The sequence below is a fragment of the Bacillus sp. R45 genome, assembly GCF_021729365.1.
Lineage (GTDB): Bacteria > Bacillota > Bacilli > Bacillales > Bacillaceae > Bacillus > Bacillus velezensis.
The window spans coordinates 1,318,944-1,342,858 of sequence record NZ_CP091421.1; the positions used below are offsets into that span (position 1 = coordinate 1,318,944).

Annotated in this window: 26 protein-coding genes and 2 pseudogenes; 20 read left to right on the forward strand and 8 right to left on the reverse strand. The window is 44.7% G+C overall.

Annotated elements, in window-relative coordinates:
• Positions 1-84: 84 nt before the first annotated feature.
• A complete protein-coding gene (locus tag L3V45_RS06880) occupies positions 85-1,905 on the forward strand; it encodes a PAS domain-containing protein (protein ID WP_058905985.1) in 1,821 nt (606 codons plus the stop codon).
• Here L3V45_RS06880 and L3V45_RS06885 read toward each other — a convergent pair.
• Both L3V45_RS06885 and L3V45_RS06890 read right to left on the reverse strand, forming a co-directional pair.
• Positions 1,881-3,100, reverse strand: a pseudogene (locus L3V45_RS06885) (aminotransferase A). The gene L3V45_RS06880 and the pseudogene L3V45_RS06885 overlap by 25 nt on opposite strands.
• A 200-nt stretch (positions 3,101-3,300) precedes the next feature.
• Entirely contained in the window at positions 3,301-3,462 is a 162-nt protein-coding gene (locus L3V45_RS06890) for a hypothetical protein (RefSeq protein ID WP_007409608.1), read from the reverse strand.
• A gap of 188 nt (positions 3,463-3,650) precedes the next feature.
• Here L3V45_RS06890 and cheV point away from each other — a divergent pair, with 188 nt between their 5' ends.
• Positions 3,651-4,562: a chemotaxis protein CheV gene (gene cheV, locus L3V45_RS06895; protein WP_014304917.1), complete on the forward strand. Its 912-nt coding sequence runs from the start codon at positions 3,651-3,653 to the stop codon at positions 4,560-4,562.
• A gap of 42 nt (positions 4,563-4,604) precedes the next feature.
• Here the strand turns inward: cheV and L3V45_RS06900 are convergent, their stop codons facing one another.
• The 4 genes from L3V45_RS06900 to L3V45_RS06915 all read right to left on the reverse strand — a co-directional run bounded on the left by L3V45_RS06900 (position 4,605) and on the right by L3V45_RS06915 (position 7,991).
• Complete coding sequence (locus tag L3V45_RS06900) at positions 4,605-5,069, reverse strand: YkyB family protein (protein WP_003154622.1); 465 nt, start codon at positions 5,067-5,069, stop codon at positions 4,605-4,607.
• 122 nt (positions 5,070-5,191) lie between these two features.
• Complete coding sequence (locus tag L3V45_RS06905) at positions 5,192-6,484, reverse strand: MFS transporter (protein WP_024085236.1); 1,293 nt, start codon at positions 6,482-6,484, stop codon at positions 5,192-5,194.
• A 74-nt stretch (positions 6,485-6,558) separates the two neighbouring features.
• Positions 6,559-7,053, reverse strand: coding sequence for a L,D-transpeptidase family protein (locus L3V45_RS06910; RefSeq protein WP_088037173.1), 495 nt, complete (start codon positions 7,051-7,053; stop codon positions 6,559-6,561).
• A gap of 74 nt (positions 7,054-7,127) precedes the next feature.
• Complete coding sequence (locus L3V45_RS06915) at positions 7,128-7,991, reverse strand: metallophosphoesterase (RefSeq protein ID WP_069473382.1); 864 nt, start codon at positions 7,989-7,991, stop codon at positions 7,128-7,130.
• A 143-nt stretch (positions 7,992-8,134) separates the two neighbouring features.
• On the opposite strand from L3V45_RS06915, the gene fadH reads away from it, so the two are divergent.
• From fadH to L3V45_RS06985, 14 genes and pseudogenes are all read left to right on the forward strand, one after another.
• The gene (fadH, locus tag L3V45_RS06920; protein ID WP_003154618.1) at positions 8,135-8,899 is read left to right on the forward strand and encodes a 2,4-dienoyl-CoA reductase; all 765 of its coding nucleotides are present in this window, start codon (positions 8,135-8,137) and stop codon (positions 8,897-8,899) included.
• A gap of 110 nt (positions 8,900-9,009) precedes the next feature.
• A pseudogene (locus L3V45_RS06925) lies at positions 9,010-9,555 on the forward strand (hypothetical protein).
• A 143-nt stretch (positions 9,556-9,698) separates the two neighbouring features.
• Positions 9,699-10,919: an EAL domain-containing protein gene (locus L3V45_RS06930; RefSeq protein ID WP_003154615.1), complete on the forward strand. Its 1,221-nt coding sequence runs from the start codon at positions 9,699-9,701 to the stop codon at positions 10,917-10,919.
• A gap of 442 nt (positions 10,920-11,361) precedes the next feature.
• Positions 11,362-11,601: a YkuJ family protein gene (locus L3V45_RS06935; RefSeq protein WP_003154613.1), complete on the forward strand. Its 240-nt coding sequence runs from the start codon at positions 11,362-11,364 to the stop codon at positions 11,599-11,601.
• A 122-nt stretch (positions 11,602-11,723) separates the two neighbouring features.
• Entirely contained in the window at positions 11,724-12,242 is a 519-nt protein-coding gene (locus L3V45_RS06940) for a ribonuclease H-like YkuK family protein (RefSeq protein ID WP_003154611.1), read from the forward strand.
• A gap of 141 nt (positions 12,243-12,383) precedes the next feature.
• The gene (gene abbA / locus L3V45_RS06945) at positions 12,384-12,575 is read left to right on the forward strand and encodes an antirepressor AbbA (RefSeq protein WP_003154609.1); all 192 of its coding nucleotides are present in this window, start codon (positions 12,384-12,386) and stop codon (positions 12,573-12,575) included.
• Positions 12,576-12,718: 143 nt separating this feature from the next.
• On the forward strand, positions 12,719-13,162 hold the full coding sequence (cbpB, locus tag L3V45_RS06950) for a cyclic-di-AMP-binding protein CbpB (RefSeq protein ID WP_003154608.1): 444 nt from the start codon (positions 12,719-12,721) through the stop codon (positions 13,160-13,162).
• Positions 13,163-13,302: 140 nt separating this feature from the next.
• The gene (ccpC, locus tag L3V45_RS06955) at positions 13,303-14,184 is read left to right on the forward strand and encodes a transcriptional regulator CcpC (protein WP_003154605.1); all 882 of its coding nucleotides are present in this window, start codon (positions 13,303-13,305) and stop codon (positions 14,182-14,184) included.
• Between the two features lie 118 nt (positions 14,185-14,302).
• Entirely contained in the window at positions 14,303-14,776 is a 474-nt protein-coding gene (locus L3V45_RS06960; protein WP_003154604.1) for a flavodoxin, read from the forward strand.
• Positions 14,766-15,659: a WD40/YVTN/BNR-like repeat-containing protein gene (locus L3V45_RS06965; protein ID WP_236837316.1), complete on the forward strand. Its 894-nt coding sequence runs from the start codon at positions 14,766-14,768 to the stop codon at positions 15,657-15,659. The genes L3V45_RS06960 and L3V45_RS06965 overlap by 11 nt, the downstream gene beginning before the upstream one ends.
• Before the next feature lie 26 nt (positions 15,660-15,685).
• Positions 15,686-16,141, forward strand: coding sequence for a flavodoxin (locus L3V45_RS06970; protein ID WP_003154599.1), 456 nt, complete (start codon positions 15,686-15,688; stop codon positions 16,139-16,141).
• Between the two features lie 81 nt (positions 16,142-16,222).
• Positions 16,223-16,933: a 2,3,4,5-tetrahydropyridine-2,6-dicarboxylate N-acetyltransferase gene (gene dapD, locus L3V45_RS06975; RefSeq protein ID WP_007409623.1), complete on the forward strand. Its 711-nt coding sequence runs from the start codon at positions 16,223-16,225 to the stop codon at positions 16,931-16,933.
• Positions 16,934-17,003: 70 nt separating this feature from the next.
• On the forward strand, positions 17,004-18,128 hold the full coding sequence (locus tag L3V45_RS06980) for an N-acetyldiaminopimelate deacetylase (RefSeq protein ID WP_014304923.1): 1,125 nt from the start codon (positions 17,004-17,006) through the stop codon (positions 18,126-18,128).
• A gap of 60 nt (positions 18,129-18,188) precedes the next feature.
• On the forward strand, positions 18,189-18,434 hold the full coding sequence (locus L3V45_RS06985; RefSeq protein ID WP_003154596.1) for a YkuS family protein: 246 nt from the start codon (positions 18,189-18,191) through the stop codon (positions 18,432-18,434).
• A 33-nt stretch (positions 18,435-18,467) separates the two neighbouring features.
• Here the strand turns inward: L3V45_RS06985 and L3V45_RS06990 are convergent, their stop codons facing one another.
• Positions 18,468-19,274, reverse strand: a complete 807-nt coding sequence (locus L3V45_RS06990) for a mechanosensitive ion channel family protein (RefSeq protein ID WP_003154595.1) — start codon at positions 19,272-19,274, stop codon at positions 18,468-18,470.
• A gap of 287 nt (positions 19,275-19,561) precedes the next feature.
• Here L3V45_RS06990 and L3V45_RS06995 point away from each other — a divergent pair, with 287 nt between their 5' ends.
• Together L3V45_RS06995 and rok are read left to right on the forward strand one after the other, a co-directional pair.
• Entirely contained in the window at positions 19,562-20,020 is a 459-nt protein-coding gene (locus L3V45_RS06995; protein WP_060387295.1) for a TlpA family protein disulfide reductase, read from the forward strand.
• A gap of 451 nt (positions 20,021-20,471) precedes the next feature.
• Complete coding sequence (rok, locus tag L3V45_RS07000; RefSeq protein WP_003154591.1) at positions 20,472-21,068, forward strand: transcriptional regulator Rok; 597 nt, start codon at positions 20,472-20,474, stop codon at positions 21,066-21,068.
• 20 nt (positions 21,069-21,088) lie between these two features.
• On the opposite strand, the gene L3V45_RS07005 is transcribed toward rok, so the two are convergent.
• Positions 21,089-22,081: a coiled-coil domain-containing protein gene (locus L3V45_RS07005; protein ID WP_003154589.1), complete on the reverse strand. Its 993-nt coding sequence runs from the start codon at positions 22,079-22,081 to the stop codon at positions 21,089-21,091.
• 145 nt (positions 22,082-22,226) lie between these two features.
• On the opposite strand from L3V45_RS07005, the gene L3V45_RS07010 reads away from it, so the two are divergent.
• Positions 22,227-22,829: a molybdenum cofactor guanylyltransferase gene (locus L3V45_RS07010; protein ID WP_043867053.1), complete on the forward strand. Its 603-nt coding sequence runs from the start codon at positions 22,227-22,229 to the stop codon at positions 22,827-22,829.
• A gap of 51 nt (positions 22,830-22,880) precedes the next feature.
• The gene (locus L3V45_RS07015; RefSeq protein ID WP_003154586.1) at positions 22,881-23,900 is read left to right on the forward strand and encodes a molybdopterin-synthase adenylyltransferase MoeB; all 1,020 of its coding nucleotides are present in this window, start codon (positions 22,881-22,883) and stop codon (positions 23,898-23,900) included.
• The last annotated feature ends 15 nt before the right edge of the window (positions 23,901-23,915 follow it).

Here is a 23,915-nt window from a genome sequence, read left to right on the forward strand (position 1 = left end):
TTAGCGAATCAATCTAGTGGAATTTCTTTTTATATCAGTCCGTGTCCAGCCTGCAGTGCGAGTATAATGCAAAGGAGGGATTCTGTGGAACAGGATACTCAGCATGTCAAACAGTTTCAATCGAAAACCGATCTTCATGCCGTTTTGACGTCTAACGGGCGTATTATGTATATTTCCGCAAACTGTAAATCGTACTTCAGTTATTCTCAGGAAGAGATGATCGGGTCATTTCTCAAAACGTTCCTGCATGAAGAAGATCAATTTTTGGTTGAAAGTTACTTCTATAATGAGCATCATTTGATGCCTTGCACCTTTCGTCTTATTAAAAAAGATCATACCATCGTATGGCTTGAAGCGGGTGTGGAAATTGTCACACCGCAAATGGAGGGGACGGATCGGGAAATCATCCTCAAAATCAAGGTGCTTGAGGAGAAGACGCCCCGCCGGCCTTATATGTATGAACAAAAGAAGCAAAAGGCAGAACAACAGTCTGAAGATGCGGCTGGAAACGGCGAATTCGAGCGTCTTGTCGAAATGCTGCCGAATCCTTTATATGTCAGCATCAACGGCACAATCGCCTACGCCAACAACGCGATGCTTGCCATGCTGGGAGCCGAAAGCAAAGACGAGGTAATCGGCAGGCGCTCCTATGAGTTTATTGAAGAAGAGTATCACGACATTGTGAAAAACCGAATTGTGCGGATGCAAAAAGGAATGGAAGTCGGAATGATCGAACAGACGTGGAGAAGGCTCGACGGCACGCCCGTTCATTTAGAAGTGAAGGCGGCACCGACGACATATAAAAATCAGCGGGCGGAATTGCTGCTTCTGATTGATATTTCTTCACGGAAAAAATTCCAAACGATTCTGCAAAAAAGCAGAGAGCGTTATCAGCTCCTCATTCAGAATTCAATTGACACGATCGCCGTGATTCACAATGATAAATGGGTGTTCATGAATGAATCGGGCATTTCGCTGTTTGAGGCTGAAACATATGAAGATTTAATCGGGAAAAACGTCTATGATCAGCTTCATCCCTGTGATCACGACGACGTGAAACAGCGGATCCAAAATATTATCAACCGAAAGACCGAGTCAGAAATTATTAAGCAATCGTGGTTTACTTTTAAAAACCGGCTGATCTACACGGAAATGGTCTGCATTCCGACGACGTTTTTCGGAGAAACGGCCGTGCAGGTCATTCTGCGTGACATTTCTGAGCGGAAGCAGACGGAGGAATTAATGCTGAAGTCGGAAAAGCTGTCTATCGCAGGGCAGCTGGCGGCGGGGATCGCTCACGAAATCCGCAATCCGCTGACGGCGATCAAAGGATTTTTACAGCTCATGAAGCCGACGATGGAGGAAAACGAACATTACTTTGAAATTGTGTTTTCTGAACTGAGCAGAATCGAATTAATTTTAAGTGAGCTTTTAATGCTTGCCAAACCTCAGCAAAACGCCGTGAAAGAGCGTGTAAACTTAAAGAAAATTATAAGTGAAGTGACCGCTCTTTTAGAGACGCAGGCGAATCTTAAAGGGATTTTTATCAAAACGGATTACGAACATGACAGCATGTATATTAACGGTGATCAAAATCAGCTGAAACAGGTGTTTATCAATCTGATTAAAAATGCCGTTGAGTCGATGCCGGATGGGGGAACGGTTCACATCATCATGACAGAAGATGAGTATTCCGTTAATGTGACGGTGAAAGACGAGGGCGACGGGATACCGGAAAACGTGCTGAAACGAATAGGCGAACCGTTTTTGACAACGAAAGAAAAAGGAACCGGCCTGGGGCTGATGGTCACATTCAACCTTATTAAAAACCACCAGGGAGCCATCCAAGTAGACAGCAAACCGGACAGAGGCACGGCCTTTCACATTACATTTCCGAAACAATAAAAAAACAACGGCGTTATGCCGTTGTTTAAATCGTCTGCATGGATTCTCTCGTTTTTAAAATAAATGCTTCCAGCCGATCCAAGCCTTCTCTCAATGTATCCAGTGAATATGCGAATGACAGCCTCACATACCCTTCACCCAACTTTGAAAACGAGCTGCCGGGCACAAGAGCCACACCTGCATCCTCTAAAAGAGCCATACTAAAATCAAACGATGACATTCCGAATGACTTAATGGAAGGGAAGATATAAAATGCGCCTGACGGCTTTACGACGTCAAGCCCCATTGAAACAAGACGGTCATATACATAGTCAAGCCGCTTTTTATACTGTTCTCTCATAATAAGCGCATCATCAACACCGTTTGTCACCGCTTCAAGAGCCGCTTTCTGAGAGATTGAAGACGCGCATGTCACACTGTATTGGTGAACTTTTAAGATGTGCTTGGCAATTTCTTTCGGTGCGAAAATGAAACCGATTCTCCAGCCCGTCATGCTGTGTGATTTTGACAGGCCGTTGATGACGATCGTCTGGTCTCTCAAATAAGACGCGATCGAATAATGCGGTCTGTCATAGGTTAATTCGCTGTAAATCTCATCAGACAGGACAAAAACATTTCTGCCCTTCAGGACGGCTGCGATGTTTTGCAGCTCTTCCTCAGACAATGTCACACCGGTCGGATTTGACGGATAAGGAAGAATGACGCATTTTGTTTTTGGTGTCAGCGATTCTTCAATAAGCCGCGCCGTCAGCTTAAATCCGTGTGTCGTCGTATCCACATGAACCGGAACGGCGCCCGACATGCGGATGATCGGTTCGTAGCCCGGATATATCGGTCCGGGGAGAATAACTTCATCGCCTGGAGATAAAATCGTCCGCAAAGACGCGTCAATCGCTTGGCTTGCCCCGGTTGTGACGATGATTTCAGTTTCAGCCTCATAATTCAAATCAGCTTTTTTCTTCATATAAAGCTGTACGGCCTGTCTCAGCTCAAGGCCGCCCGCGTTCGGAGTATATGCCGTTGCGTTCTCGTCGATTGCCTTTTTGGCAGCCGCTTTGACATGGTGCGGCGTGAAGAAATCCGGTTGGCCGATCGTAAGCGAAATGACATTGGCGTGCTGAGCTACAAGATTTGAGAATTTGCGAATTCCTGAAATTTCAATTTCTTTTACATTCGGATTAAGCAAATGTTCCATAATTCATCACCTTATACTATATATTGAGTTTATCCTATTTTACCACTAGCTGAGCATTTGTCATCTTTTTATTGAACTATCCCGAGTATATGTCCGATATGTGAAAACATACCTTCTTTCAGAAAAAAATAAGACAACCAGCTGAAATGATTGTCTTCATTGTATCATGATCTATCTATTGTGATATGTGGCGAATGTCATTAATACCCGTATTCAAAGCTGACGTCTTCCCGCCATAAGATGTATGGAGCGGGCTTGTCGGGACGCTCTTTCGCCTCTTTTTTCATTTGCAGGTAAGCCGTTTTGCTGATATCTTCTAACACCGTCATTTGATCTTGGTCGAATATGACTACTGTACCCATTTATTACACCCTTCTTCCTGAAAAATCCTTGACTATTTTACCACTCGATGTCAAAAAGTCAATGGGATATCAGAAAAAAGCATCTTTTTATAAAGAGTTCATGGCCAGTTGGCCCGAATACATTCACTTTTTCCGTTTACAGCCGATATATACAGTACAATACTGAATGCGGATAGCGAGGGATTGAATTGTCTTTACAACAATACGATATTTTATTGGATTCAGGCACAAACGAATTAGAAATCGTCAAATTTGAAGTAGGCGTCAATACATTTGGCATAAATGTGATGAAAGTCCGGGAAATCATTCAGCCGGTAGATGTCACATCTGTGCCTCAGTCTCATAAAGACGTAGAAGGGATGATTAAGCTGAGAGGCGAAATTCTTCCCGTCATCAGTCTGTATTCCTTTTTCGGCGTTGATGCCGAAGGAGCAAAAGACGATAAATATATCGTAACGGAATTCAACAAGCGGAAAATCGTCTTTCACGTCGGTTCCGTTTCACAAATCCACAGGGTGTCCTGGGAGGCGATTGAAAAGCCGACTTCCCTGAACCAGGGCATGGAGCGGCATTTAACGGGAATCATCAAACTGGAAGACACGATGATCTTTCTGCCTGATTATGAAAAGATCATTTACGATATTGAATCGGCATCCGGAGTTGAGACTTATCATGTCCATCAGGAAGGATTTGATGAAAGACGGGCGGGTAAAAAACTGATCATCGTTGAAGATTCGCCGCTTCTGATGCGTCTTTTGACGGATGAGCTGACTGAGGCGGGGTACAGTGAAATCGTTACATTTGAAAACGGAAAAGAAGCGTATGATTACGTCGTGGAACTGACGGATAACGGAGCAAACCTGTCAGATCATATTGACATGATTATCAGTGACATTGAGATGCCGAAAATGGACGGGCATCGTTTGACGAAGCTCCTTAAGGATAACCCGCAAAGCTCTGATGTGCCGATTATGATTTTCTCGTCCCTGATTACGGACGACCTGCGCCACCGGGGCGAAGTAGTCGGAGCGGATGAACAGATCAGCAAGCCTGAAATCAGCGAGCTCATTAAAAAAGTGGATACGTACGTGATTGAATAGAAAAAAGCCGATGCATGACGCATCGGCTTTTTTGCGGCGGAATTAAAAATAACTCTCACCAAGTTTTTTAAATACGGGTTTATGATAAGCGGGCTGCTGCCTGTTGGCGGCAAGCGGTTTTTCCTTTAAGCCCACATATTTTTGCAATACGTTTTTCGCTTTTGTCAAAGACATTTGTGCTTTAGGATTGCGGTACGATTGATTTAACGTACCTAAATGCGGAAGATGCTGGAAGTCTTCTTTTGTTGGAGGCATGTGAAAATAGTAGTCTCCGATAGAGATAAGTACGTCTGACTGCTGTTGGCTAAACCTGGGATTATTTGAAAAGTGAAGCCCTATTTTTTTCCCTTTGCCTTCTTTCACAAGCTTTTGTAATGCCCGTTTTTTCAGCAGATAAAGGTATTTAGGGTTGGGGGCGGTTTTTGCATGGCGGTTCACAGTATAAACAGCTTTTGAAAGATTCTCGATGGTTGGCTGCAGCTCTTTCGAATAAGCGTGGTCGTCCATTATTTCTCTCCTTTGCATTGATCAAGTTCATATATAGATTATACTTTTTTAGCGTTGAAATGCAAATATTGATTATAAAAATACGCCTTTTTCTGATGAAAAGGGCGCATTTTTTTCCTTTATTAGACAGGTTTCGCATGTTTTTCGGAATCAGCCTTTAATGATTGCTGCACATCGACCTCTGCTGCCTCGGCGCTGTATTTCGGAAGAGCGATAAAATAGAACACAAATACCGCTAAAATCACGATTCCCATGCCGTAATAAAGGTAATCAATATTGGAAACGAATTTCGGAAATAACAGGGCAACCAGTCCGAGTGTAATCGATTGGGCAAACATCATAAAAGGATCCTGCCAGCCGCTGACCCGGCCCATTATTTTCGGATGAACGATTTTCGGCATCCAGCCGCCGATGGCGATATTGACAGGGCCGATGCACATGCCGAGGATGAAAGCCGCCGCATAATAAATCCACAGCTTATCCGTATAGCCGAGGACAAAAATGAGCAGTCCGGCTGCCAAAATAGGAATCGACATCAAATGATGCGGTTTGACTTTTTTTGCGATCATTGTTCCGATCACACTTCCTGCAAGCAGGCCGAAGCCGAGTGCGACGGTGAAGATGGAAGTATGTGATTCGTAATGATCAGGCGCAAGTCCGTATTTCATCGTAAACATCGGCAGTACGGCAAAGCCGCCGTTGACAAAACCAAAGATAAAAAAGCCGAAAATAAGGGAAGCAAGCAATTTGTTTTTAACAATATATACGATCCCTTCCTTAAAATCAGCGACCGAGTCTTTCAGAAACGAATCTCCCCATTTAAAAGGGCCGTTCGGCTGACGGGCTTCTTTCGGAATGCGGCAGGCGCGGATCAGAAAGCCTGATACAATAAAGCTGACAAAATCAAGGATAATGGCTCCGTGAATACCGATCGTTTTATACATAAACGCGCCCATACCGACGCCGAATACCATAAAGATGCTGAACAGGATCTGGTTAAGTCCCGCCGCTTTCGCATAATGCTCCTTAGGCAGAATAGCTTGTACAAGGCTGGCTTCCGCCGGGAAAAAGAACTTGGTCACGGCGCTTCTGATGAACAAAATACAGAACACGAGAGGGATGCTCCCGGTGTATAATGCGGCAAACAATATGATCGTCAGTCCGGCTCTGATCCAGTCACAATTCTCTGCGACCTTTTTCCTGTCAAGCCGGTCAGCTGCGACACCGACAATCAGAAATACGAAAACTGTCGGCAGTGAATACATCAGCTCAGCCAAAGTTGTGTATGCCGGCTGGTTTGAAAAATGGTCCAGCAAGTAAAAAGCGAAAGCCATATTACCTACAGTCGTTCCCATTTGAGAAGCGAGTGCTGCGAAAAAGAGACGGACAAAATTGCGATTTTTAAATATATCCATAAACACGCTCCTTACCCTAAGGTCCCACTGTAATATATTATCATCAGCTCGTTCCATTAACAAATAAGATCTTTCTATCTTATAATGGTCACCCTTGTTCCATTAGGAACGGTAGCGGCAAGTTCAGTGACGTCCTGATTATACATCCGGATGCATCCTTTTGATACCGCTTTGCCGATGGAGGAAGGGTTATTTGTTCCGTGAATGCCGTAATGAATTTTAGAGAGGCTGAGCCAATAAGCGCCGAACGGGCCGCCGGGCTTGGGCTGGCGGTTCACAATGTAAAATTCTCCGGTCGGCGTGGTCGTCAATATTTTTCCGACTGCGATGGGGTACGTACGGATGAGCCTGCCGAGGCGGTATAACTCCAGTTTCTTCGCTCCGATATACACGACAATGGAATAGGGAATGGTGGATGGGTCGGGAAGATTCGGTATGATAATGTGCTGTCCCGCGTATATGACCGATTGGATTGAGGGATTTGCCTGAAGGAGAGCAGCAGTGCTTATTCTGAAGTCTTGCGCAATGCTTGAGATGGTTTCTCCTTGTTTCACTTGATATGTCAGCAGTTTCATCACCCTCCTTTTTGCTCTTTTCCATATACATATTACGGAGGGGGTGTCTGTGCATCGGGATAAAAGTCTTATTTTTGTACGGTTTTCAATGTGAACAGCGTGATTTCCGGTCTGGCTAAAAATCGATACGGCAGTCTTGTCGTACCGAGCCCGCGATTGACGTAAACGGCTGTGTCATGCAGCGTATACATGCCGTCGGTATACGTTTTTCCGTATGGAGGCGTAATGAGAGGGCCGAAAAACGGGAGCTGGACCTGGCCGCCGTGAGTGTGTCCCGACAGCTGGAGGTTTACGGGATATCCGCCGATCTTGAGAGCGGCATCAGGCTCGTGGACGATTAAAATGGAAAACGCATCTTCGGAAAGGCGGGACAGGGTGCCTTCATAATCGGGTTTTCCGAGCATTACATCATCCAAAAACGCGAATTCAATCCGGCTTCCGTCTGTCAGCTGCACCTGACGGCAGCCATTTCGAAGCACTTGAAAATCAGCCGCTTCCATCAGAACCTTGTACGTGTTCGTACCGTAGCCTCCGTGGTCATGGTTTCCGTAAACACAAAGTTTGCCGAAGGGAGCTTCCAGATTTTGCAGCACGGCCAGTGCTTGCTGGTGATCATTAAATAAATGCGGCTTATCAATTAAATCTCCCGTAAAGATGAGCAGATCGGGTTTCAGCTGATTGATCTTTTCCGCTGCTTTATTCAAGTCACCGGATGTAAACACATCACTGAGATGCGTATCGCTGAATTGAACGATTTTAAAATTGTCAAAGCCGCGGGGGATCAGGCGGCTGGTGATTGTATGACGGGTGATCTCAATCATGCGCGGTTCAATATACCGGGCATAGCCGTAACCTCCGCAAGCCGTTGCGAGAGCTGCACCCAAAATGCCGAATCCTCTTTTTAAAAATGTTCTTCTCGTGATTTTCTCCATATGTAAAACCAACCTTTGTCAGAGTTGTTCTATTATATCATCAGCCTGGCTGAAAAATCCCTTCTCAGCATGTAATGACGCGGAAAGACATCTATGATAAAATTATGAATGATTATTCATTCAATAAAAGGGGTGGGTTTGTTATGGATAAGAAAGCGGTAATCATTACAGGCGGTTCGAGCGGCATGGGAAAAGCAATGGCGAAAAAACAGGCTGAATTAGGATGGCACGTCATGGTGACAGGGAGGAACCATGAAGCACTTGAGGAAACAAAAAAAGAAATTGAGACCTTTGAGGGGCAGGTCGCCTGTTTTCAAATGGATGTCCGTTCTGATTCCGCCGCTTCAGACATGATTACAGAAGCGAAAAAAGTCTTTGGCCGGCTCGATGCGCTGATTAACAATGCGGCCGGCAATTTTATTTGCCCGGCAGAGAAGCTGACGCCCAATGGATGGAAAGCTGTTATTGAGATTGTTTTAAACGGCACATTTTTCTGCAGCCAAGCCGCGGCAAGGCATTGGATCGAGCAGGAGCAGAAGGGCGTCATCTTAAATATGGCCGCTACATACGCATGGGGAGCGGGAGCGGGTGTCGTTCATTCCGCTGCAGCCAAAGCGGGGGTATTGTCACTGACAAGAACGCTGGCCGTTGAATGGGGGAGCAAATACGGCATCCGCACAAACGCGATAGCCCCCGGCCCGATTGAACGGACAGGCGGTGCGGAGAAGCTGTTTGAATCGGAAAAAGCGGTGTCCCGCACTATGAACAGTGTGCCGCTCGGCCGTCTGGGGACACCGGAGGAAATCGCCGCTTTGGCAGCGTTTTTGCTATCCGATGAAGCATCCTATATAAACGGGGATTGTATCACAATGGACGGGGGGCAATGGCTGAATCCTTACCCGTTTTAATTTACATGACATATTTTGCAAAACAAGCGAACGTTAAAGGTGACCGTTCGCTTGTTTTATTTTTCTATTCAAAATTATGATATAATTTTTAAAGATTAAGAGGTGAATAAGTGAAGAAATTATTAAAATGGTTCGTTGTACTATTTGTAAGCAGTTTCGTTATCATCTTTAATATTTGGTACTTTATCATTTGCGCTTTTACTCCGGAGTATTATCAAAATACCAATCTTACATCTGATGAAATAATCAGATTTGAAAAGCTATATCATATAGATTTTCCTGATGAAACGAAATTTATTAAAGCCGGGGAGTATTTGAGTGGGCTCGGAGGCGATACATCGGCTGTATGATATGTGTCTCTGCCAACCAAGCTGGCGGAAACAATTTTATCTGATTATACGTATATGCCAATAAATCATACTGATCATGCCGGTTCAATGTATGGAGTTGACGTTTCCAAGAGTGCTGGCGGGTTAACAACTCTTACATTTGGCACTTTAGATAAAAAAGGAACTTTCTTTCAGTTGAAACATGATGATTGGATATTTAACAGTACTGATTGGAGCCATTATTTTTGGACAGCCGCCGGTTATCATGCTCTTATATTTATCCTTTTATTTGTGATGGTGAAACAAATGAATAACGTCCTTAATTAACCGGTCTGAAGAGTGATCTTAAAAAGTTTTCCCCTTTTATTTTAAACTGCTGCCATACTGCCTCCTTTTTCCCCTAATCTAAACATTTGTGGTGCTGATATAATTGTGTATAATCAGACAAAGATAGAGAAGCAGGTGATAACATGTTGGACCCACTTGATATACTGACGAATATTGATGATGTTATTCCGTATTACCAAGCGATTTTTAACGCTGAGGAACAAAGAGTCGTAGGCTACGAAGTGCTTGGCCGTATTTTGGCAGATGCGGAGATTGAGAGCCTCGGGCCGTTTTTCTTAGATTCCGGCATTCCGGAAGAATATAAGCTTGAGGTCGATGACAGAGTCATCAGGCAGGCGCTGGAGCGGTTTAAAGAAGCTGATCGCGATCTGTTGATTTTTATCAATCAGGATGCGAATGTATTGATGCTTGACCACGGCGAGAGCTTTCTTGAGCTTTTGAAAGAATACGAAGAGCAGGGCATTGAATTGAACCGTATTGTGCTTGAGATCACCGAGCACAATTTCGAAGGCGACATTGAACAGCTGTACCATATGCTTGCCTACTATCGTACATACGGCATTAAAATCGCGGTGGACAATATAGGTAAGGAGAGCAGCAACCTGGACAGAATCGCGCTCCTTTCACCGGACCTTCTGAAAATAGATTTGCAGGCGCTGAAAGTATCTCAGCCGTCACCTTCGTATGAGCATGTGCTGTACAGCATTTCATTGCTGGCGAGAAAAATCGGCGCCGCGCTGCTGTATGAAGATATAGAAGCTGATTTTCAGCTCCAGTACGCATGGAGAAACGGAGGCCGATTTTTTCAAGGTTATTATCTGCAGGCGCCGAGCGGCGATTTTATAGACCGGAGCCTGTTAAAAGCACGCTTGAAAACGGAGTTTCAGCAATTTATCACGAGAGAAAAAAAGAAGCTGGAGACAGTATACGAACACTCTGAGAATTTTTATAAGCGGGTCAATCAGGCAGTTTCTGAGCTGAAGAAAACCCATCAGGCGGACGATGAGTTTATTAAAAAACTGGCGGAAAACCTGACCGACTGCTGTTTCAGAATTTATATGTGTGATGAAGAAGGCTATCAGCTGACGGGAAATGTGTTCAAGCAGTCCGGCGAATGGCTTTATCAGCCTGAATACGTGGAGAAAAACTGGAGCTGGCGTCCGTACTTTTTAGAAAACATTATGAAGATGCGGAATTCAAGAAAAGGCTTTTTCAGTGACCTGTACAGTGATATTGAGACGGGTGAGATGATCAGAACCTTTTCATACCCGATGGATGACAATATGTATTTATTTATCGATCTGCCTTACTCTTATTTATATGAACAGGACGGGTTACTTTAAAGCGGCTGCTGTAAGCCGCTTTTTTTATAAATGTGAAAAAGTTTTAAAAAACGATTGACAATGATAGTGATAATCATTATCATTTAGTTATAGAGAGAAGTTACTCTCTGTTCCCCAACCCCTCTATCAGATCAAGATCCGAAAAAGCTTGGCGCTACCCCCGCCAAGTTTTTTTATGCTGTCTGCGCATAAAAGGGCTTCTCCTTACATACATCTGACAATGGCGGCTCAAAAAGCGAAAAATTATTTTTGAAAGGCGTATGACATTCCGAAAAAAGCTTCAAACTATTCGAAAACACGGTTTTCCCGTTTATTTCTTTTTGAAAATCCAGCGGGAAAATGCCATCCCGGTCTACTTTATGGTATGATGCTCTGTAGGACTTGTATTATAATAAATACTTGTTGATTTGAAGTTGTTTTTTGAAAGGAGTCTTTTTTTAGAATGTCACAATTAATGGGTATCATCACGCGGCTGCAAAGTCTGCAAGAAACAGCGGAAGCGGCTAACGAGCCGATGCAGCGTTATTTTGAAGTTAACGGCGAAAAAATTTGCAGTGTTAAATATTTCGAAAAAAATCAAACGTTTGAACTGACGGTTTTCCAAAAAGGTGAAAAACCTAACACATATCCGTTTGATAACATTGACATGATTTCTATTGAAATTTTTGAGCTCCTTCAGTAATGTGATTTGATTTTTCAGGCTGACCAAGCTTCCGGTCTTCCGCAAGCGGAGCTTTATTAAATTATGCAAAGGAACGTGCTTGTTCGTTTGGTTGTAGACTCTGGAAAGAGGAGTGTCCGTACATGGCTGATTCTTTTCTGTTTTATAATCTTTCTGAGGCACAGATGACCTTTCAAGACGTGACGGAGCGGCTGAAACGCTTTGTCAATAAAGACCCCCGTTCAGCATACGTGCTGTCTGTAGGGACTGATTCACAAGTTTACCGCGACTTCACAAAGTTTATTACGGCTATACACTTGCACCGTACAGGCAAGGGAGCTTGGGGCTGTTTGAAAAATCACGACCTTGCAAGACCGATACATAGCCTTCGCGAAAAAATCTCGCTGGAAACCGCGTTCAGCCAGGAGATGGCTGCGCATATCCTCGACGGCTGTCTTATGGAACTGACAGATTTGCTCTTGCCTTTTGCGGATGAAGGGGCGGATCTTTCATTTGAAGTGCATCTGGATATCGGTCAAAAAGGGCTGACAAAAGAATTGATACAAGAAATGACCGGCCGCATTACCTCGATGGGCATTGAAGCGAAAATCAAGCCCGATTCCTGCACAGCATTCAGTTATGCCAATCGTTACACAAAATAATATTTCATACAGAATCCGCAAAATGTCGAATTATGCGGTTGACGATTTTTTTCTGTTTACTTATTCTAGCGGTAGAGCTGAAAGCAAATCTTCACATTGCTTTCAGAGGTATTCAGTTAAAAATAGGGGGCCTGATTACGTATGAGTCTTATCAGTGAACGATTTACGGAAGAAGAACAGAAACTTCTGCTGAATATCCTGATCAATCAAGAATATGCCATTGAGCTTTTGACCAGCGAAATCAACGATATAGAAGCAGGGTCAAAAAGCGTTGATGGAACCACTTATAAAAAACTCGTAACGCTCTATGACCGTTTTCGGAACGAAAATTAATCAGCGGCCTATAAATTGATACTCGATTGCAAAGAGTATCTTTTTTATTGACGGAAACTTTTCGACAAAAAATGATAATGTTTATATTATTGCAATATAGGGAATACATGCTTTGATGAAAAATGTAAAGGGGTCGAAGTGACATGATTAGCTTACAATCAGATCAGCTTCTTGATGCAACAGTCGGACAATTTATGATCGAGGCGGATAAAGTGGCGCACGTTCAAGTCGGAAACAACCTTGAGCATGCTCTATTAGTGCTGACGAAAACCGGCTATACCGCCATTCCCGTCCTTGACGCTTCGTACCGTCTGCACGGTTTGATCGGGACAAATATGATTATGAACAGCATTTTCGGACTTGAACGGATCGAGTTTGAGAAGCTGGATCAAATTACGGTTGAGGAAGTCATGCTGAAAGACATTCCCCGTCTCCACATCAATGATCCGATTATCAAAGGGTTCAGCATGGTCATTAACAACGGCTTTGTCTGCGTTGAAAATGATGAAGGCGTCTTTGAAGGCATTTTCACGAGAAGAGTCGTATTAAAGCAGTTGAGCAGTCATATCAGATCATTGAATAAGTAGGCTCGCACGATCAGCCTATTTGTTCTTTCGCATGCCAGAAAAAGAAAACGCATACATACGAGTGGCGCTTGCCTCGGCAGCCTTTATTTGATTAGAATGGTAGATAAGAAATACGAAAAGGCATTGAAAAGGAGGACGACATGCAGCTTCAAGAGCTTCATATGCTCGTAGTTTTAGCTGAGGAATTAAACATGAGGAAGGCTGCCGAACGGTTATTCGTGTCACAGCCGGCTCTGTCCCAGCGATTGCAGACCATTGAAAAAACCTGGGGAACAAAGATCTTTCTTAGGTCTCAAAAAGGACTTACGGTAACGCCGGCAGGAGAAAAAATCATACAATTTGCAAATGACGTCACGGATCGGCAAGAAAGAATCAGAGAAAACATTGATGAACTTGAGGGTGAGATTCACGGCACATTAAAGCTTGCCGTCGCCTCCATTATCGGGCAGCACTGGCTTCCGAAAGTGTTAAAAACATATGTGGAACGATATCCGAATGCAAAGGTCTCTCTCATTACAGGCTGGAGCAGCGAAATGCTGAAAAGTCTGTATGAAGATCAGGTACATATCGGCATTATCCGGGGAAATCCGGAATGGAAAGGCCGGAAAGATTATTTAATGACCGATCATTTATATTTGGTCGATACGGAAATTTCCTGTATTGATGATATTGCCCATACCGACCGGCCGTTTATTCAATTCAAAAGTGACAGTACATATTTTCAGGAAATTCAGCATTGGTGGCATCAAAAATTCAAAACCTCGCCGAAACAGACCATCCTTGTCGATCAGATTGAAACGTGCAAGCAGATGGCGCTGCACGGGATCGGTTATGCCATTCTGCCGTCAGTCACCTTAGAAGAGGAAGATAAAGTAAATAAAATGCCCCTGCTTGATACAAAGGACCATCCGATCGGCCGTGACACATGGCTGCTCGGTTATGAGCCGGCATTTGAATTAAAACAGGTGCAGGCTTTTGTTTCTGTCATTAAAGATATGCTGAAACAGGAACGCCCATTTTAGAAAGACAGCAATCATGCTGTCTTTTTTTATTTTTTATTTTTTATTGACAATGAAAATCATTATCATTTAAAGTGTTATATATGTTAATGAAAATCATTATCAATTACGAGGTGATCATATGCAGAAAGCATTAATGATATACGCAAGCATGTCGGGGAATACAGAGGATATTGCCGGCATTATAAAAGAAACACTGAGCGGGCATCAGATAGCGGTTGACTGTCTTGATATGGACGAAGCAGATGCGGATTCTCTAAAAGCATATGATTATGTTTTTGTCGGCACATACACATGGGGGGATGGTGATCTTCCTTACGAAGCGGAAGATTTTTACGAAGATATTCTGCACAGCCAGCTCAACGGACTGAAAACGGCCTGTTTCGGTTCAGGCGATCACGCCTACCCGAAGTTTTGCGAAGCGGTCACGCTGTTTTGCGATGCGTTTGAACAGGCCGGAGCCAATTTATATCCGGAAACGCTGAAAATTGAGCTGGCGCCCGAGACGGCTGAAGATCAAGAATGCTGCAAAGAATTTGTCCGCGGTTTTCTTGCATGGGCCGCTCACCACGGAGACCGGTGCCATGTTTCATAAAGGCGCGACGGCTGTCATGGCATCAGTATCTTCAGGATTTTTTGTCGCTGTGAAAGGCGAAGGTATTTTTCATTTTTCGGCGGAAGAAGGCTGGAAAAGACTATTCCGAGTGAAAAGCAGGATTCATGTGCTGACTTATATAGGGCCCTACATATTCGCAGCTGGAGAAAAAGGCGCCGTCCTCAGATCGGCCGATCAAGGAAAGACTTGGACGGCCTCCCGATTTCCGACCAACGCCTCCGTATGGGCCGTTGCCGGGCGGAATGACGGATTTGTCTGTGCGCACGGCACATACTGCATCTACTTATCTGATGATTTCGGCGTCACTTGGCATGTGGCTAAGCCTTTTTCACAATTAAAGGAGCCGCCTGTCATCCGTTCACTTTGTTTACACGGTCAGACGGTTTATATCGGCACCCGGATTCATATGAAACATGGCGGCATTTGGGCGTATGATCTGACGGAAGGCCGCATCCGGCGTATAAGCCGCGAAAGGCAGCGCATGACGGCTTCAATGATGATGTATCAGAATGACTGGCTCATTGCAGCAAAGGGCGCGGCAAAGGGAGAACGGGGGGAGCTTGCTGTCCGAAACGTGCGGACGCATGAGGAGTTTGCCATTACAGCCGGGGACAATGTACGGGAAAAATCATTTCTTGACGTGTCTGAGGATAACGGGATTATTTATGTCACTTCGTCACAGGACGAAAGCGGATTTTCGCGTATTTATCAAGCTGACCTCGCTGCCGGTGAATTAAAGTGGTTTGATACGATCCGCGGTCACGGATGGCGGGTGGCCAACCGGGAAGAAGACTTTTTTTGCGCGGGCCTTTACGAAAGTAAGTTTGTCAGACCGTATGAGGCGGTTCGGCTCGCACATTAGTTTTTATGCATAAAGGAGAGACGAAGATGGGGAATGTATTGCTTGTTTACGCTACAATGTCAGGAAACACCGAGGCGATGGCGGATTTAATTGAAAAAGGGCTGATCGAAGCACAAGCATCCGTAGACAGATATGAAGCGATGGATATTCATGCCGGACTTTTTAATGATTACGAGTATATTTTATTAGGCACATATACGTGGGGAGACGGGGATCTTCCTGATGAAATGCTCGATATTGCTGAAGATATGGAAAACCTGGAGTTTACGGGAAAAACATTTGCTTTGTTCGGTTCCGGAGATACGTCCTATGAGTTTTTTTGCGGAGCGGTTGACGAATTGGAAAAAGTAATTACGGCCCGCGGCGGACGGGTGGTGCTGCCGTCGGTCAAAATTGAAAACAACCCTGAGGGCAGTGAGGAAGAAGAGCTCCGGGAATTCGGAAGACAGTTTGCCGCGCTGTGCAGCCAGCCGGCAGAATAAAGGCTTGTTCCTTTTTTTCTTGTCTTTGTATCCTTCCTTTGTTACAGTAATGAGGTAGAAAATCAGAGGAGGACAATACATATGAAAATGATGGATGCAAATGAAATTATTTCATTTATTCAAAATAGTACAAAATCAACGCCTGTAAAAGTGTATGTAAAAGGCGATCTCGAAGGAATCAGCTTTGGAGATTCCGCTAAAACATTCCTGAACGGCCAATCCGGCGTCGTTTTTGGCGAGTGGGCTGAAATTAAAAGCGCAATCGAAGAAAACAAAGACAAAATTGAGGATTACGTCATTGAGAATGACCGCCGCAACTCTGCGATCCCGATGCTTGATTTAAAAGATGTGAAAGCGAGAATCGAGCCAGGCGCTATTATCCGCGACCAAGTCGAAATCGGCGACAATGCCGTTATCATGATGGGTGCATCTATTAATATCGGTTCAGTCATCGGCGAAGGTACGATGATTGATATGAACGTTGTTCTCGGAGGACGCGCGACTGTCGGCAAAAACTGCCACATCGGAGCGGGTTCTGTATTAGCGGGCGTTATTGAGCCGCCTAGCGCTAAGCCTGTTGTCGTAGAAGACGACGTTGTGATCGGCGCAAATGCGGTTGTGCTTGAAGGCGTAACAATCGGTAAAGGCGCGGTTGTCGCCGCCGGAGCCATTGTTGTAAATGACGTCGAGCCATATACCGTTGTAGCGGGAACACCAGCGAAAAAAATTAAAGATATCGATGAAAAAACAAAAGGCAAAACAGAAATCAAACAGGAATTACGCCAGCTGTAAGGAATGGTTTGATAGAATGGGCGTGGATGATAAAATCCACGCCTTATTCTTATCTCAAGGAGGAATACATATGGAAAAAGAGCGGCTCATTGCCATCCGAAGAGATCTGCACCGCATTCCGGAGATCGGCTTTCAGGAATATAAAACCCAGCAGTACCTGCTGAATCTTTTAAACCAATATCCGGAAGAAAGAATTGAAATCGAAACTTGGAGAACCGGCATCTTTGTCAAAATCAACGGCACGGCTCCGGAAAAAATGCTCGCCTACAGAGCGGATATAGACGCTCTGTCGATTGAAGAGCAGACGGGGCTTCCGTTTGCATCTGAGCACCCCGGTTTTATGCACGCATGCGGACACGATATGCACATGACCATCGCGCTCGGCATTATTGATCATTTTGTCCATCACCCCGTCAAACATGATCTGCTCTTTTTATTCCAGCCGGCTGAAGAAGGACCGGGCGGAGCGGCACCGATGCTTGAAAGCGATGTGCTGAAAAAATGGACGCCGGATTTAATCACCGCCCTACATATAGCACCAGAGCTGCCGGTCGGCACCATTTCCACCAAAAGCGGATTGCTGTTTGCCAATACGAGCGAGCTCGTCATCGATCTTGAGGGGAAAGGCGGACATGCGGCATATCCGCATACAGCAGATGACATGGTCGTTGCCGCGAGCACGCTTGTCACGCAGCTGCAAACGGTCATATCCAGAAATACGGATCCGCTTGACAGCGCTGTGATAACTGTCGGAACGATTACCGGGGGCACGGCGCAAAATATCATCGCAGAGCATGCTCATCTGGAGGGAACCATCCGGACGCTTTCCGAGGAATCAATGCGTATGGTGAAAAAGCGGATTGAAGAGCTTGTCAAAGGAATTGAAATCGGCTTCCGATGCAAAGGAAAAGTCACGTATCCGTCCGTTTACCATCAAGTTTATAATACAAGCGGCCTGACCGAAGAATTTATGCAATTTGTCAGCGATCATCAGCTTGCTGACGTGAAAACGGCGAAAGAAGCGATGACCGGAGAAGATTTCGGATATATGCTGAAAAAATATCCCGGCTTTATGTTCTGGCTGGGGGCCGATTCATCCCACGGGCTTCATCACGCCAAGCTGAACCCGGATGAAGATGCGATGGAAACCGCGGTAAATGTCATGGTCGGATATTTTTCGAAGTATGCCAATTAAATCCGAAAAGAAGAATAATCTAACAAAAATTGAGCATTCTACATAACGGAGGTGTTCAATATGACGAAAAAAATTGGAATTGAACAATCTTTATCGGATGTAGAACAGGCGTTAAAACAAAAAGGATATGACGTAGTGATGATGAAGACTCCTGAGGATGCGAAGAATTGTGACTGCTGTGTCGTAACCGGACTTGACAGCAATGTCCAAGGCATTGCCGATACGTCAACTCAGGCTCCCGTCATTACGGCTTCCGGAATGACCGCCGACGAAATCTGCAGCGAAGTGGAAAAAAAATTTCATTAAAAAGAAAAAACCGAAGCTTACGCTTCGGTTTTTCTATTCGGCGGAAGCGGCGTTTTTAAAACGGTCGAGCGCGATTTTCATTTCTCTCCGCAGTACGCGTTCAACCCGCCATTGCTCCATATTTTCTGTTTTGGCAATGATTCTGATCACCATTTCTGACGTGCTTAAATCCTGAACCCCGATGACGTCCGGCCCTTCCTTAATCTGCGGGAGCTCAGCGGCTGCTTTGTCACATGCGGTTTGCAGGATTTGAATGGTTTCATCAAGATTTTTTTCAAGCGGCACTTTAATATCGACAAGCGCCTGCATCGTTCCGCGGGAATGGTTGCTCACATTCGTGATGCCCCGGTTGGGAAGATAGTGAAGCGTGCCGTCAAAGCTCCGGATTTGCGTCGTACGGAGACCGACCTGCTCGACAATGCCGCTGTAGCCGGCAACCGTAATATAATCACCGACGTCGATCTGTTTTTCCAAAAGGATAAAAAATCCGGTGACGATGTCACTGACAAGCCCCTGAGCCCCGAAGCCGACGGCGAGACCGACCACGCCGGCGCCGGCAATGAGAGCGCTCGGATTGTAGTGAAATAAATCCAAAATCATTACGATAAAAACGAAAATCAGGATGTATCCATACACATTAAGCGCGAGGCTTCGCAAAGTATAAGCGCGGCCTGTGGAGAGGTTGTTTTGTTGCTCGAATTTCTGAAACAGATGCTTGATCAGCTTTTTTCCTGCCGTCCGGAAAATAAAATACGCTAAAATAATGAGAGCCAGCTTTATGATGAAAATCCCGGCAGATGTGAGAAGCCCGGCCCAATCAAAGTGTTTTAAATCAATCATAGTGATGTCTTCCTTTCAAGTCTATTGAGGAAAAAGCTAAAAGTGATATACCCGTTTTTTAAATAAGATAAACCTTTTCATAGAAACCAGTTATTACATTTATGATTTGTTCATATTGCCCGGTTTCAATATCTTCATTTTTGTGAAGATATGAACTAAGGAATCGCCACACTCATTTTAACATGGTGATTCAGCCAAATCATTTCCTTTGGAGGGAAAACAGGAGAACGTTGCCCGGCGGACTGAAAGCCCCGGCAAAAAACTTTTTTCATAAGGAGGGAAATAAGATGAAATTACATCAGCAAATGCCTGAATTAACAGGCGCTAAAGCATGGATTAACAGAGAAGTCACGAAGGAACAGCTGGTCGGCGGAAAGCCGGCACTGATTCACTTCTGGTCCGCCAGCTGCCGCATGTGTAAAGAAGCGATGCCTGAGGTGAACGGGTTTCGTGATAAATATAAAGATCAGCTGAATGTGGTGGCCATCCACATGCCCCGTTCCGAAGACGATCTTGATCTTGAGAAAATCAAGAAAACAGCGGCTGAACACGATATCTCTCAGCCGATTTACGTTGACAGCGATCATACGCTGGCTGACGCATTTGAAAATGAATATGTGCCGGCTTATTACGTTTTTGATAAAAGCGGACAGCTCCGCCATTTTCAAGCGGGAGAGAGCGGGATGAAAATGCTTGAAAAACGCATCAGCCGGGTACTTTCAGAAACGGAGCAGGCTTCTGAGTAATCGGGACAATCTCCGCCGGACTATTGTCTCGGTTCTGCAAACCCTTTGCCGTTAGGTAACAGGGTTTTTTTGTGACTATTGGATAAAAAATTCCAATATGACATGTATGGCTTAAAAAATAAGAGAAACAGCCGTAAACACGCTGTACCGCTTGTTTTATCCATATCATTATCTTTTACATATTATAGTCGAAAATTGTAGATATCACGCTAATTTTCATTAAACAAGTAATTTCAAGTTATATTTTGAAATGGTTCAATAAATTGGAACTTTGTCCAGAATCCCCTATATGACAAGGGATTTTTGTATATAAAGTACCATTTTCAGAAAATAAGCAATTTTTCATAGAGTAAATAAAATAGTAAAATGATAAAATAATAGTTGATAAAATTACTTTTGTAATCTAATATCTTAATAAAAGCGTTTAAATTTTTGACAGGGGGTTTTACACATGTTTAATGAAAGAGAAGCGCTGCGCTTACGTTTAGAACAATTGAACGAAGCAGAGGTAAAAGTCATTCGTGAATATCAAATAGAACGTGATAAAATATATGCAAAACTGAGAGAATTAGACAATACGGGCAGCCTGTCCGATACAAAAAAAGAGTTTCGTCCGGAGAAAAAAAGTGACTCTCTCCCGGTGCTTGCAGAGCTTGCAGCACAGGAAATGAGAAGCTATCAAAAGCCGCAGACACAGCCGCAATCCTCCCAGCCGCAGATGCAGTCTATTACGTCTCTTCCCGCCGGCATTCCAGACGGTTCTACAAGAAGAAGAAGAGGGACGGCGAGACCGGGATCAAAAGCGGCAAAACTGCGCGAAGCAGCGATTAAAACATTGAAACGCCACAATGCAGCGATCAAAAGTTCCGAACTGCAAAAGGAAATTGAAAAGGAAAGCGGCCTTGAAATTCCTAATATGACAACATTTATGCAAAGCTTAATTAAAATGTATCCGGAAGTGAAAAAACCATACCGCGGCCAATATATTCTTGAGGGAGAAATTTCTCAGGAAACAGCAGAAACGGCAAATGATACGGCTGCTGAATAAAACAGTAAAAACTGCTTGCGTTACTCAAGCAGTTTTTTTGCGTTTTCCCGTTTATTCTGCGGAAGTGACGCATCTTTTCCAGGCTTTTTTTCAAGCTTGACAACATATTTTTGGAAAGGCTTTTCGCCGTCAGCTCGTTCTTTCAACGCATCCAGTTTTTCATCAAACGACTGATCGCGGGACTCTGATTCTACAAATTGTTTTTGAAGGGAGATGACTTGTTCGGTAACGGCTGTAAGCAAGTCTTCTGCCTGAACAGTCTCTTTGGAAACGGAAGGGATTTCCAGAGTTTGTTCCGCCGGTTCCGCCGTGCGGCTGTCAATATCAGCAAAATGGCCGGCAATCCAAGCATCGCTTTCGTCAAGCTGCCGTTTATATGAAAGAATGGTTTCTTGAAATAACTTTTCTTTCGTTTTTTCTATTTCTACAAGCCGTTCTTTTGTTTCTAGTATTCGATCTCTCATATGATTAATTTCTATTTTAATATGTTTGAGCTGGTATTCTTTTTCTATCATTTGTGTTTGGAGCCGGGTATTTTCGTCTGCAGCGGCATGATAACGCTGTTTCATATCTTCGTGAGAAGTCCGTTCGGTTTGAACGGCGGTCTCAAGTGAGCGGATGCGGGTATGTAAGTTTTTATTTTCTTCTTCAAATTTTACATTTGTAAGATGCAGCCGATGTTTTTCTTCCATCTCATTTTTCCGCCGAAACGTTTCCTGCTGAAGCAGTTCTTGCAGAATGACGATTTTATCGAGCAGCCCGGCCCTGATTTCATGCAAAGAACGTTCCGTGTCACTAGTCTGTTTGTGTTTTTGCGCCATGGCTTCCAATTCGTCAGAAAGCTTGTGAAGCCGCTCTTTAATATTGGCGTTTTCCTCCTGAAGCTTATTGTTTTTTTGATGGAAGTAGCTTGCTTCAAATTCCGAAATTATTTTTCTGCATCTGGAAAGTTCGGATTTCAAGTAAAGGTTCTCTTGAGAAGTGTCGTGGAAAAACGGACCTGATATTTTCATAAGAACCATCTCCCTCATGATGTTAACACTACAATATGGGAAAGGAACAACGGCTATTCCTCTTAATTAAACAGACAAGCACCGTAATATTGTATTTCGGCTGAGGCGTTTGCTATGCTTTTATATAGAATGGGAGAGCGATGACATGAAACGGGTGAATGTAATATTAGCGGGGGGAGCTTCCCGAAGATTCGGAGAACCGAAAGCTTTTGCAAAGTGGAAGGGCGGCATGTTTTATGAACAGGCGAAAAAAGCCTTCGGCGGCGGAGAAACGGTAATTATCAGCCGCCCTGAGCATATAAAAAAGTTCTTATCAAACAGGGAGCGGCATGTTTTTGCCGATGAGCCGCGGTTTCGGGGAATGGGCCCGCTTGCCGGCATATATACGGCAATGAAACAAACGGAAGGCGAAACATATACGGTCATATCCTGTGACACGCCGCTCGTGACAAGAAAAACGATGGCTGCGCTTGAAATGAAGCTGACGGGAAATCTGGACGCTGTCATACCGATTTGTGAAAACAGAGAGCAGCCCCTCTTGGCGGTTTACCATAAACGGGTGCAGGATGTGCTTTTTGATCAGCTGACACAAAACAAACTGAAAATGACAGACACGCTGAAACGGCTGTCTGTCTGTTATGTGCAGGCTGAAGACATCGGCGCCGGGCCGGAGGAGTTCGCTAATGTCAACACACGGGACGATTACACCAGACTTTTGGCGCATGTCGAGTCTTCAAATCAGGACTGATCGGTAAGAAACATGGTATGATGGAAATAAAAATGCAAGGGGACAACACAGATGGAAGAGCGCTATTCACGGCAGACAAGATTTAAGCCGATAGGGGAAAAAGGGCAGCAGGCGCTGGCTGACAGCAGTGTCCTGATTGTCGGAGCCGGAGCCCTCGGAACAGCCGCGGCAGAGGGCCTTGCAAGAGCCGGAGCGGGCCGTATGGCGATTATTGACCGGGATTATGTGGAATGGAGCAATTTACAAAGACAGCAGCTGTATACAGAAGAAGACGCGAGACAGCGCCTGCCGAAAGCAATGGCGGCCAAGGCGCGTCTTTTAGCGGTAAACAGTAATATACATATCGATGCTTACGCGGCGGAAGGTACGGCGGAAACGCTCGAACCGCTGATCGAACAAGCGGATTGCATTGTGGATGCGACAGATAATTTTGAAACGAGAATGGTCATCAATGATCTGGCGCTGAAAACGAAAACACCTTGGATTTACGGTGCCTGTGTCAGCAGTCAGGGAATGTGCATGACGATTATTCCGGGGGTTACGCCGTGTTTATCCTGCCTGTTTGAGCAAATGCCCGTGGGCGGAGCGACATGTGATACAGCAGGCATCATACCTCCGGCGGTTCATATCGTCTCCGCTTATCAGCAGGCTGAGGCGCTGAAATTGCTGACAGGAAATCATGCGGCGGTAAATCGGCGCTTTTTCACGTTTGACGTGTGGAATAACACCAATATGAGCATAAATGTGGATCAGATCAAACGGGATCATTGCCCTTCCTGCGGCGCGGAGCCCGTATATCCGTATCTGCAGCCTGAAAACAGGCCGAAAGCAAGCGTGCTGTGCGGAAGAGACACCGTTCAAATCAGATCGGAAGCCTTAAAGAGGCTGGATAAAGAAGAGCTTGTCAAACGTCTGAAGCAGATCGGTAAAGTGGAAGCAAATGAATTTTTGCTGCACATGGCGTACGAGCGCTTCAGAATCGTTATTTTTCAGGACGGACGGGCTCTGATTCACGGTACAAACGATATAAAAGAAGCGAATTCAGTTCTGGCCAGAGTGATCGGACTGTAGGAAGGGGATGTATTG

What these genes read in the sequence shown, in the direction of transcription:
- L3V45_RS06980 (WP_014304923.1), top strand. Translation starts at nt 17,004, where the DNA reads ATGGAAAAAGAGCGGCTCATTGCCATCCGAAGAGATCTGCACCGCATT.
- L3V45_RS06970 (WP_003154599.1), top strand. Translation starts at nt 15,686, where the DNA reads ATGGGGAATGTATTGCTTGTTTACGCTACAATGTCAGGAAACACCGAG.
- L3V45_RS06960 (WP_003154604.1), top strand. Translation starts at nt 14,303, where the DNA reads ATGCAGAAAGCATTAATGATATACGCAAGCATGTCGGGGAATACAGAG.
- L3V45_RS06995 (WP_060387295.1), top strand. Translation starts at nt 19,562, where the DNA reads ATGAAATTACATCAGCAAATGCCTGAATTAACAGGCGCTAAAGCATGG.
- L3V45_RS06890 (WP_007409608.1), bottom strand. Translation starts at nt 3,462, where the DNA reads ATGGGTACAGTAGTCATATTCGACCAAGATCAAATGACGGTGTTAGAA.
- dapD (WP_007409623.1), top strand. Translation starts at nt 16,223, where the DNA reads ATGAAAATGATGGATGCAAATGAAATTATTTCATTTATTCAAAATAGT.
- L3V45_RS06985 (WP_003154596.1), top strand. Translation starts at nt 18,189, where the DNA reads ATGACGAAAAAAATTGGAATTGAACAATCTTTATCGGATGTAGAACAG.
- L3V45_RS06900 (WP_003154622.1), bottom strand. Translation starts at nt 5,069, where the DNA reads ATGGACGACCACGCTTATTCGAAAGAGCTGCAGCCAACCATCGAGAAT.
- L3V45_RS06965 (WP_236837316.1), top strand. Translation starts at nt 14,766, where the DNA reads ATGTTTCATAAAGGCGCGACGGCTGTCATGGCATCAGTATCTTCAGGA.
- fadH (WP_003154618.1), top strand. Translation starts at nt 8,135, where the DNA reads ATGGATAAGAAAGCGGTAATCATTACAGGCGGTTCGAGCGGCATGGGA.
- L3V45_RS06990 (WP_003154595.1), bottom strand. Translation starts at nt 19,274, where the DNA reads ATGATTGATTTAAAACACTTTGATTGGGCCGGGCTTCTCACATCTGCC.
- L3V45_RS07005 (WP_003154589.1), bottom strand. Translation starts at nt 22,081, where the DNA reads ATGAAAATATCAGGTCCGTTTTTCCACGACACTTCTCAAGAGAACCTT.
- rok (WP_003154591.1), top strand. Translation starts at nt 20,472, where the DNA reads ATGTTTAATGAAAGAGAAGCGCTGCGCTTACGTTTAGAACAATTGAAC.
- ccpC (WP_003154605.1), top strand. Translation starts at nt 13,303, where the DNA reads ATGCAGCTTCAAGAGCTTCATATGCTCGTAGTTTTAGCTGAGGAATTA.
- L3V45_RS07015 (WP_003154586.1), top strand. Translation starts at nt 22,881, where the DNA reads ATGGAAGAGCGCTATTCACGGCAGACAAGATTTAAGCCGATAGGGGAA.
- abbA (WP_003154609.1), top strand. Translation starts at nt 12,384, where the DNA reads ATGAGTCTTATCAGTGAACGATTTACGGAAGAAGAACAGAAACTTCTG.
- L3V45_RS07010 (WP_043867053.1), top strand. Translation starts at nt 22,227, where the DNA reads ATGAAACGGGTGAATGTAATATTAGCGGGGGGAGCTTCCCGAAGATTC.
- L3V45_RS06915 (WP_069473382.1), bottom strand. Translation starts at nt 7,991, where the DNA reads ATGGAGAAAATCACGAGAAGAACATTTTTAAAAAGAGGATTCGGCATT.
- L3V45_RS06905 (WP_024085236.1), bottom strand. Translation starts at nt 6,484, where the DNA reads ATGGATATATTTAAAAATCGCAATTTTGTCCGTCTCTTTTTCGCAGCA.
- L3V45_RS06940 (WP_003154611.1), top strand. Translation starts at nt 11,724, where the DNA reads ATGGCTGATTCTTTTCTGTTTTATAATCTTTCTGAGGCACAGATGACC.
- cbpB (WP_003154608.1), top strand. Translation starts at nt 12,719, where the DNA reads ATGATTAGCTTACAATCAGATCAGCTTCTTGATGCAACAGTCGGACAA.
- L3V45_RS06930 (WP_003154615.1), top strand. Translation starts at nt 9,699, where the DNA reads ATGTTGGACCCACTTGATATACTGACGAATATTGATGATGTTATTCCG.
- L3V45_RS06935 (WP_003154613.1), top strand. Translation starts at nt 11,362, where the DNA reads ATGTCACAATTAATGGGTATCATCACGCGGCTGCAAAGTCTGCAAGAA.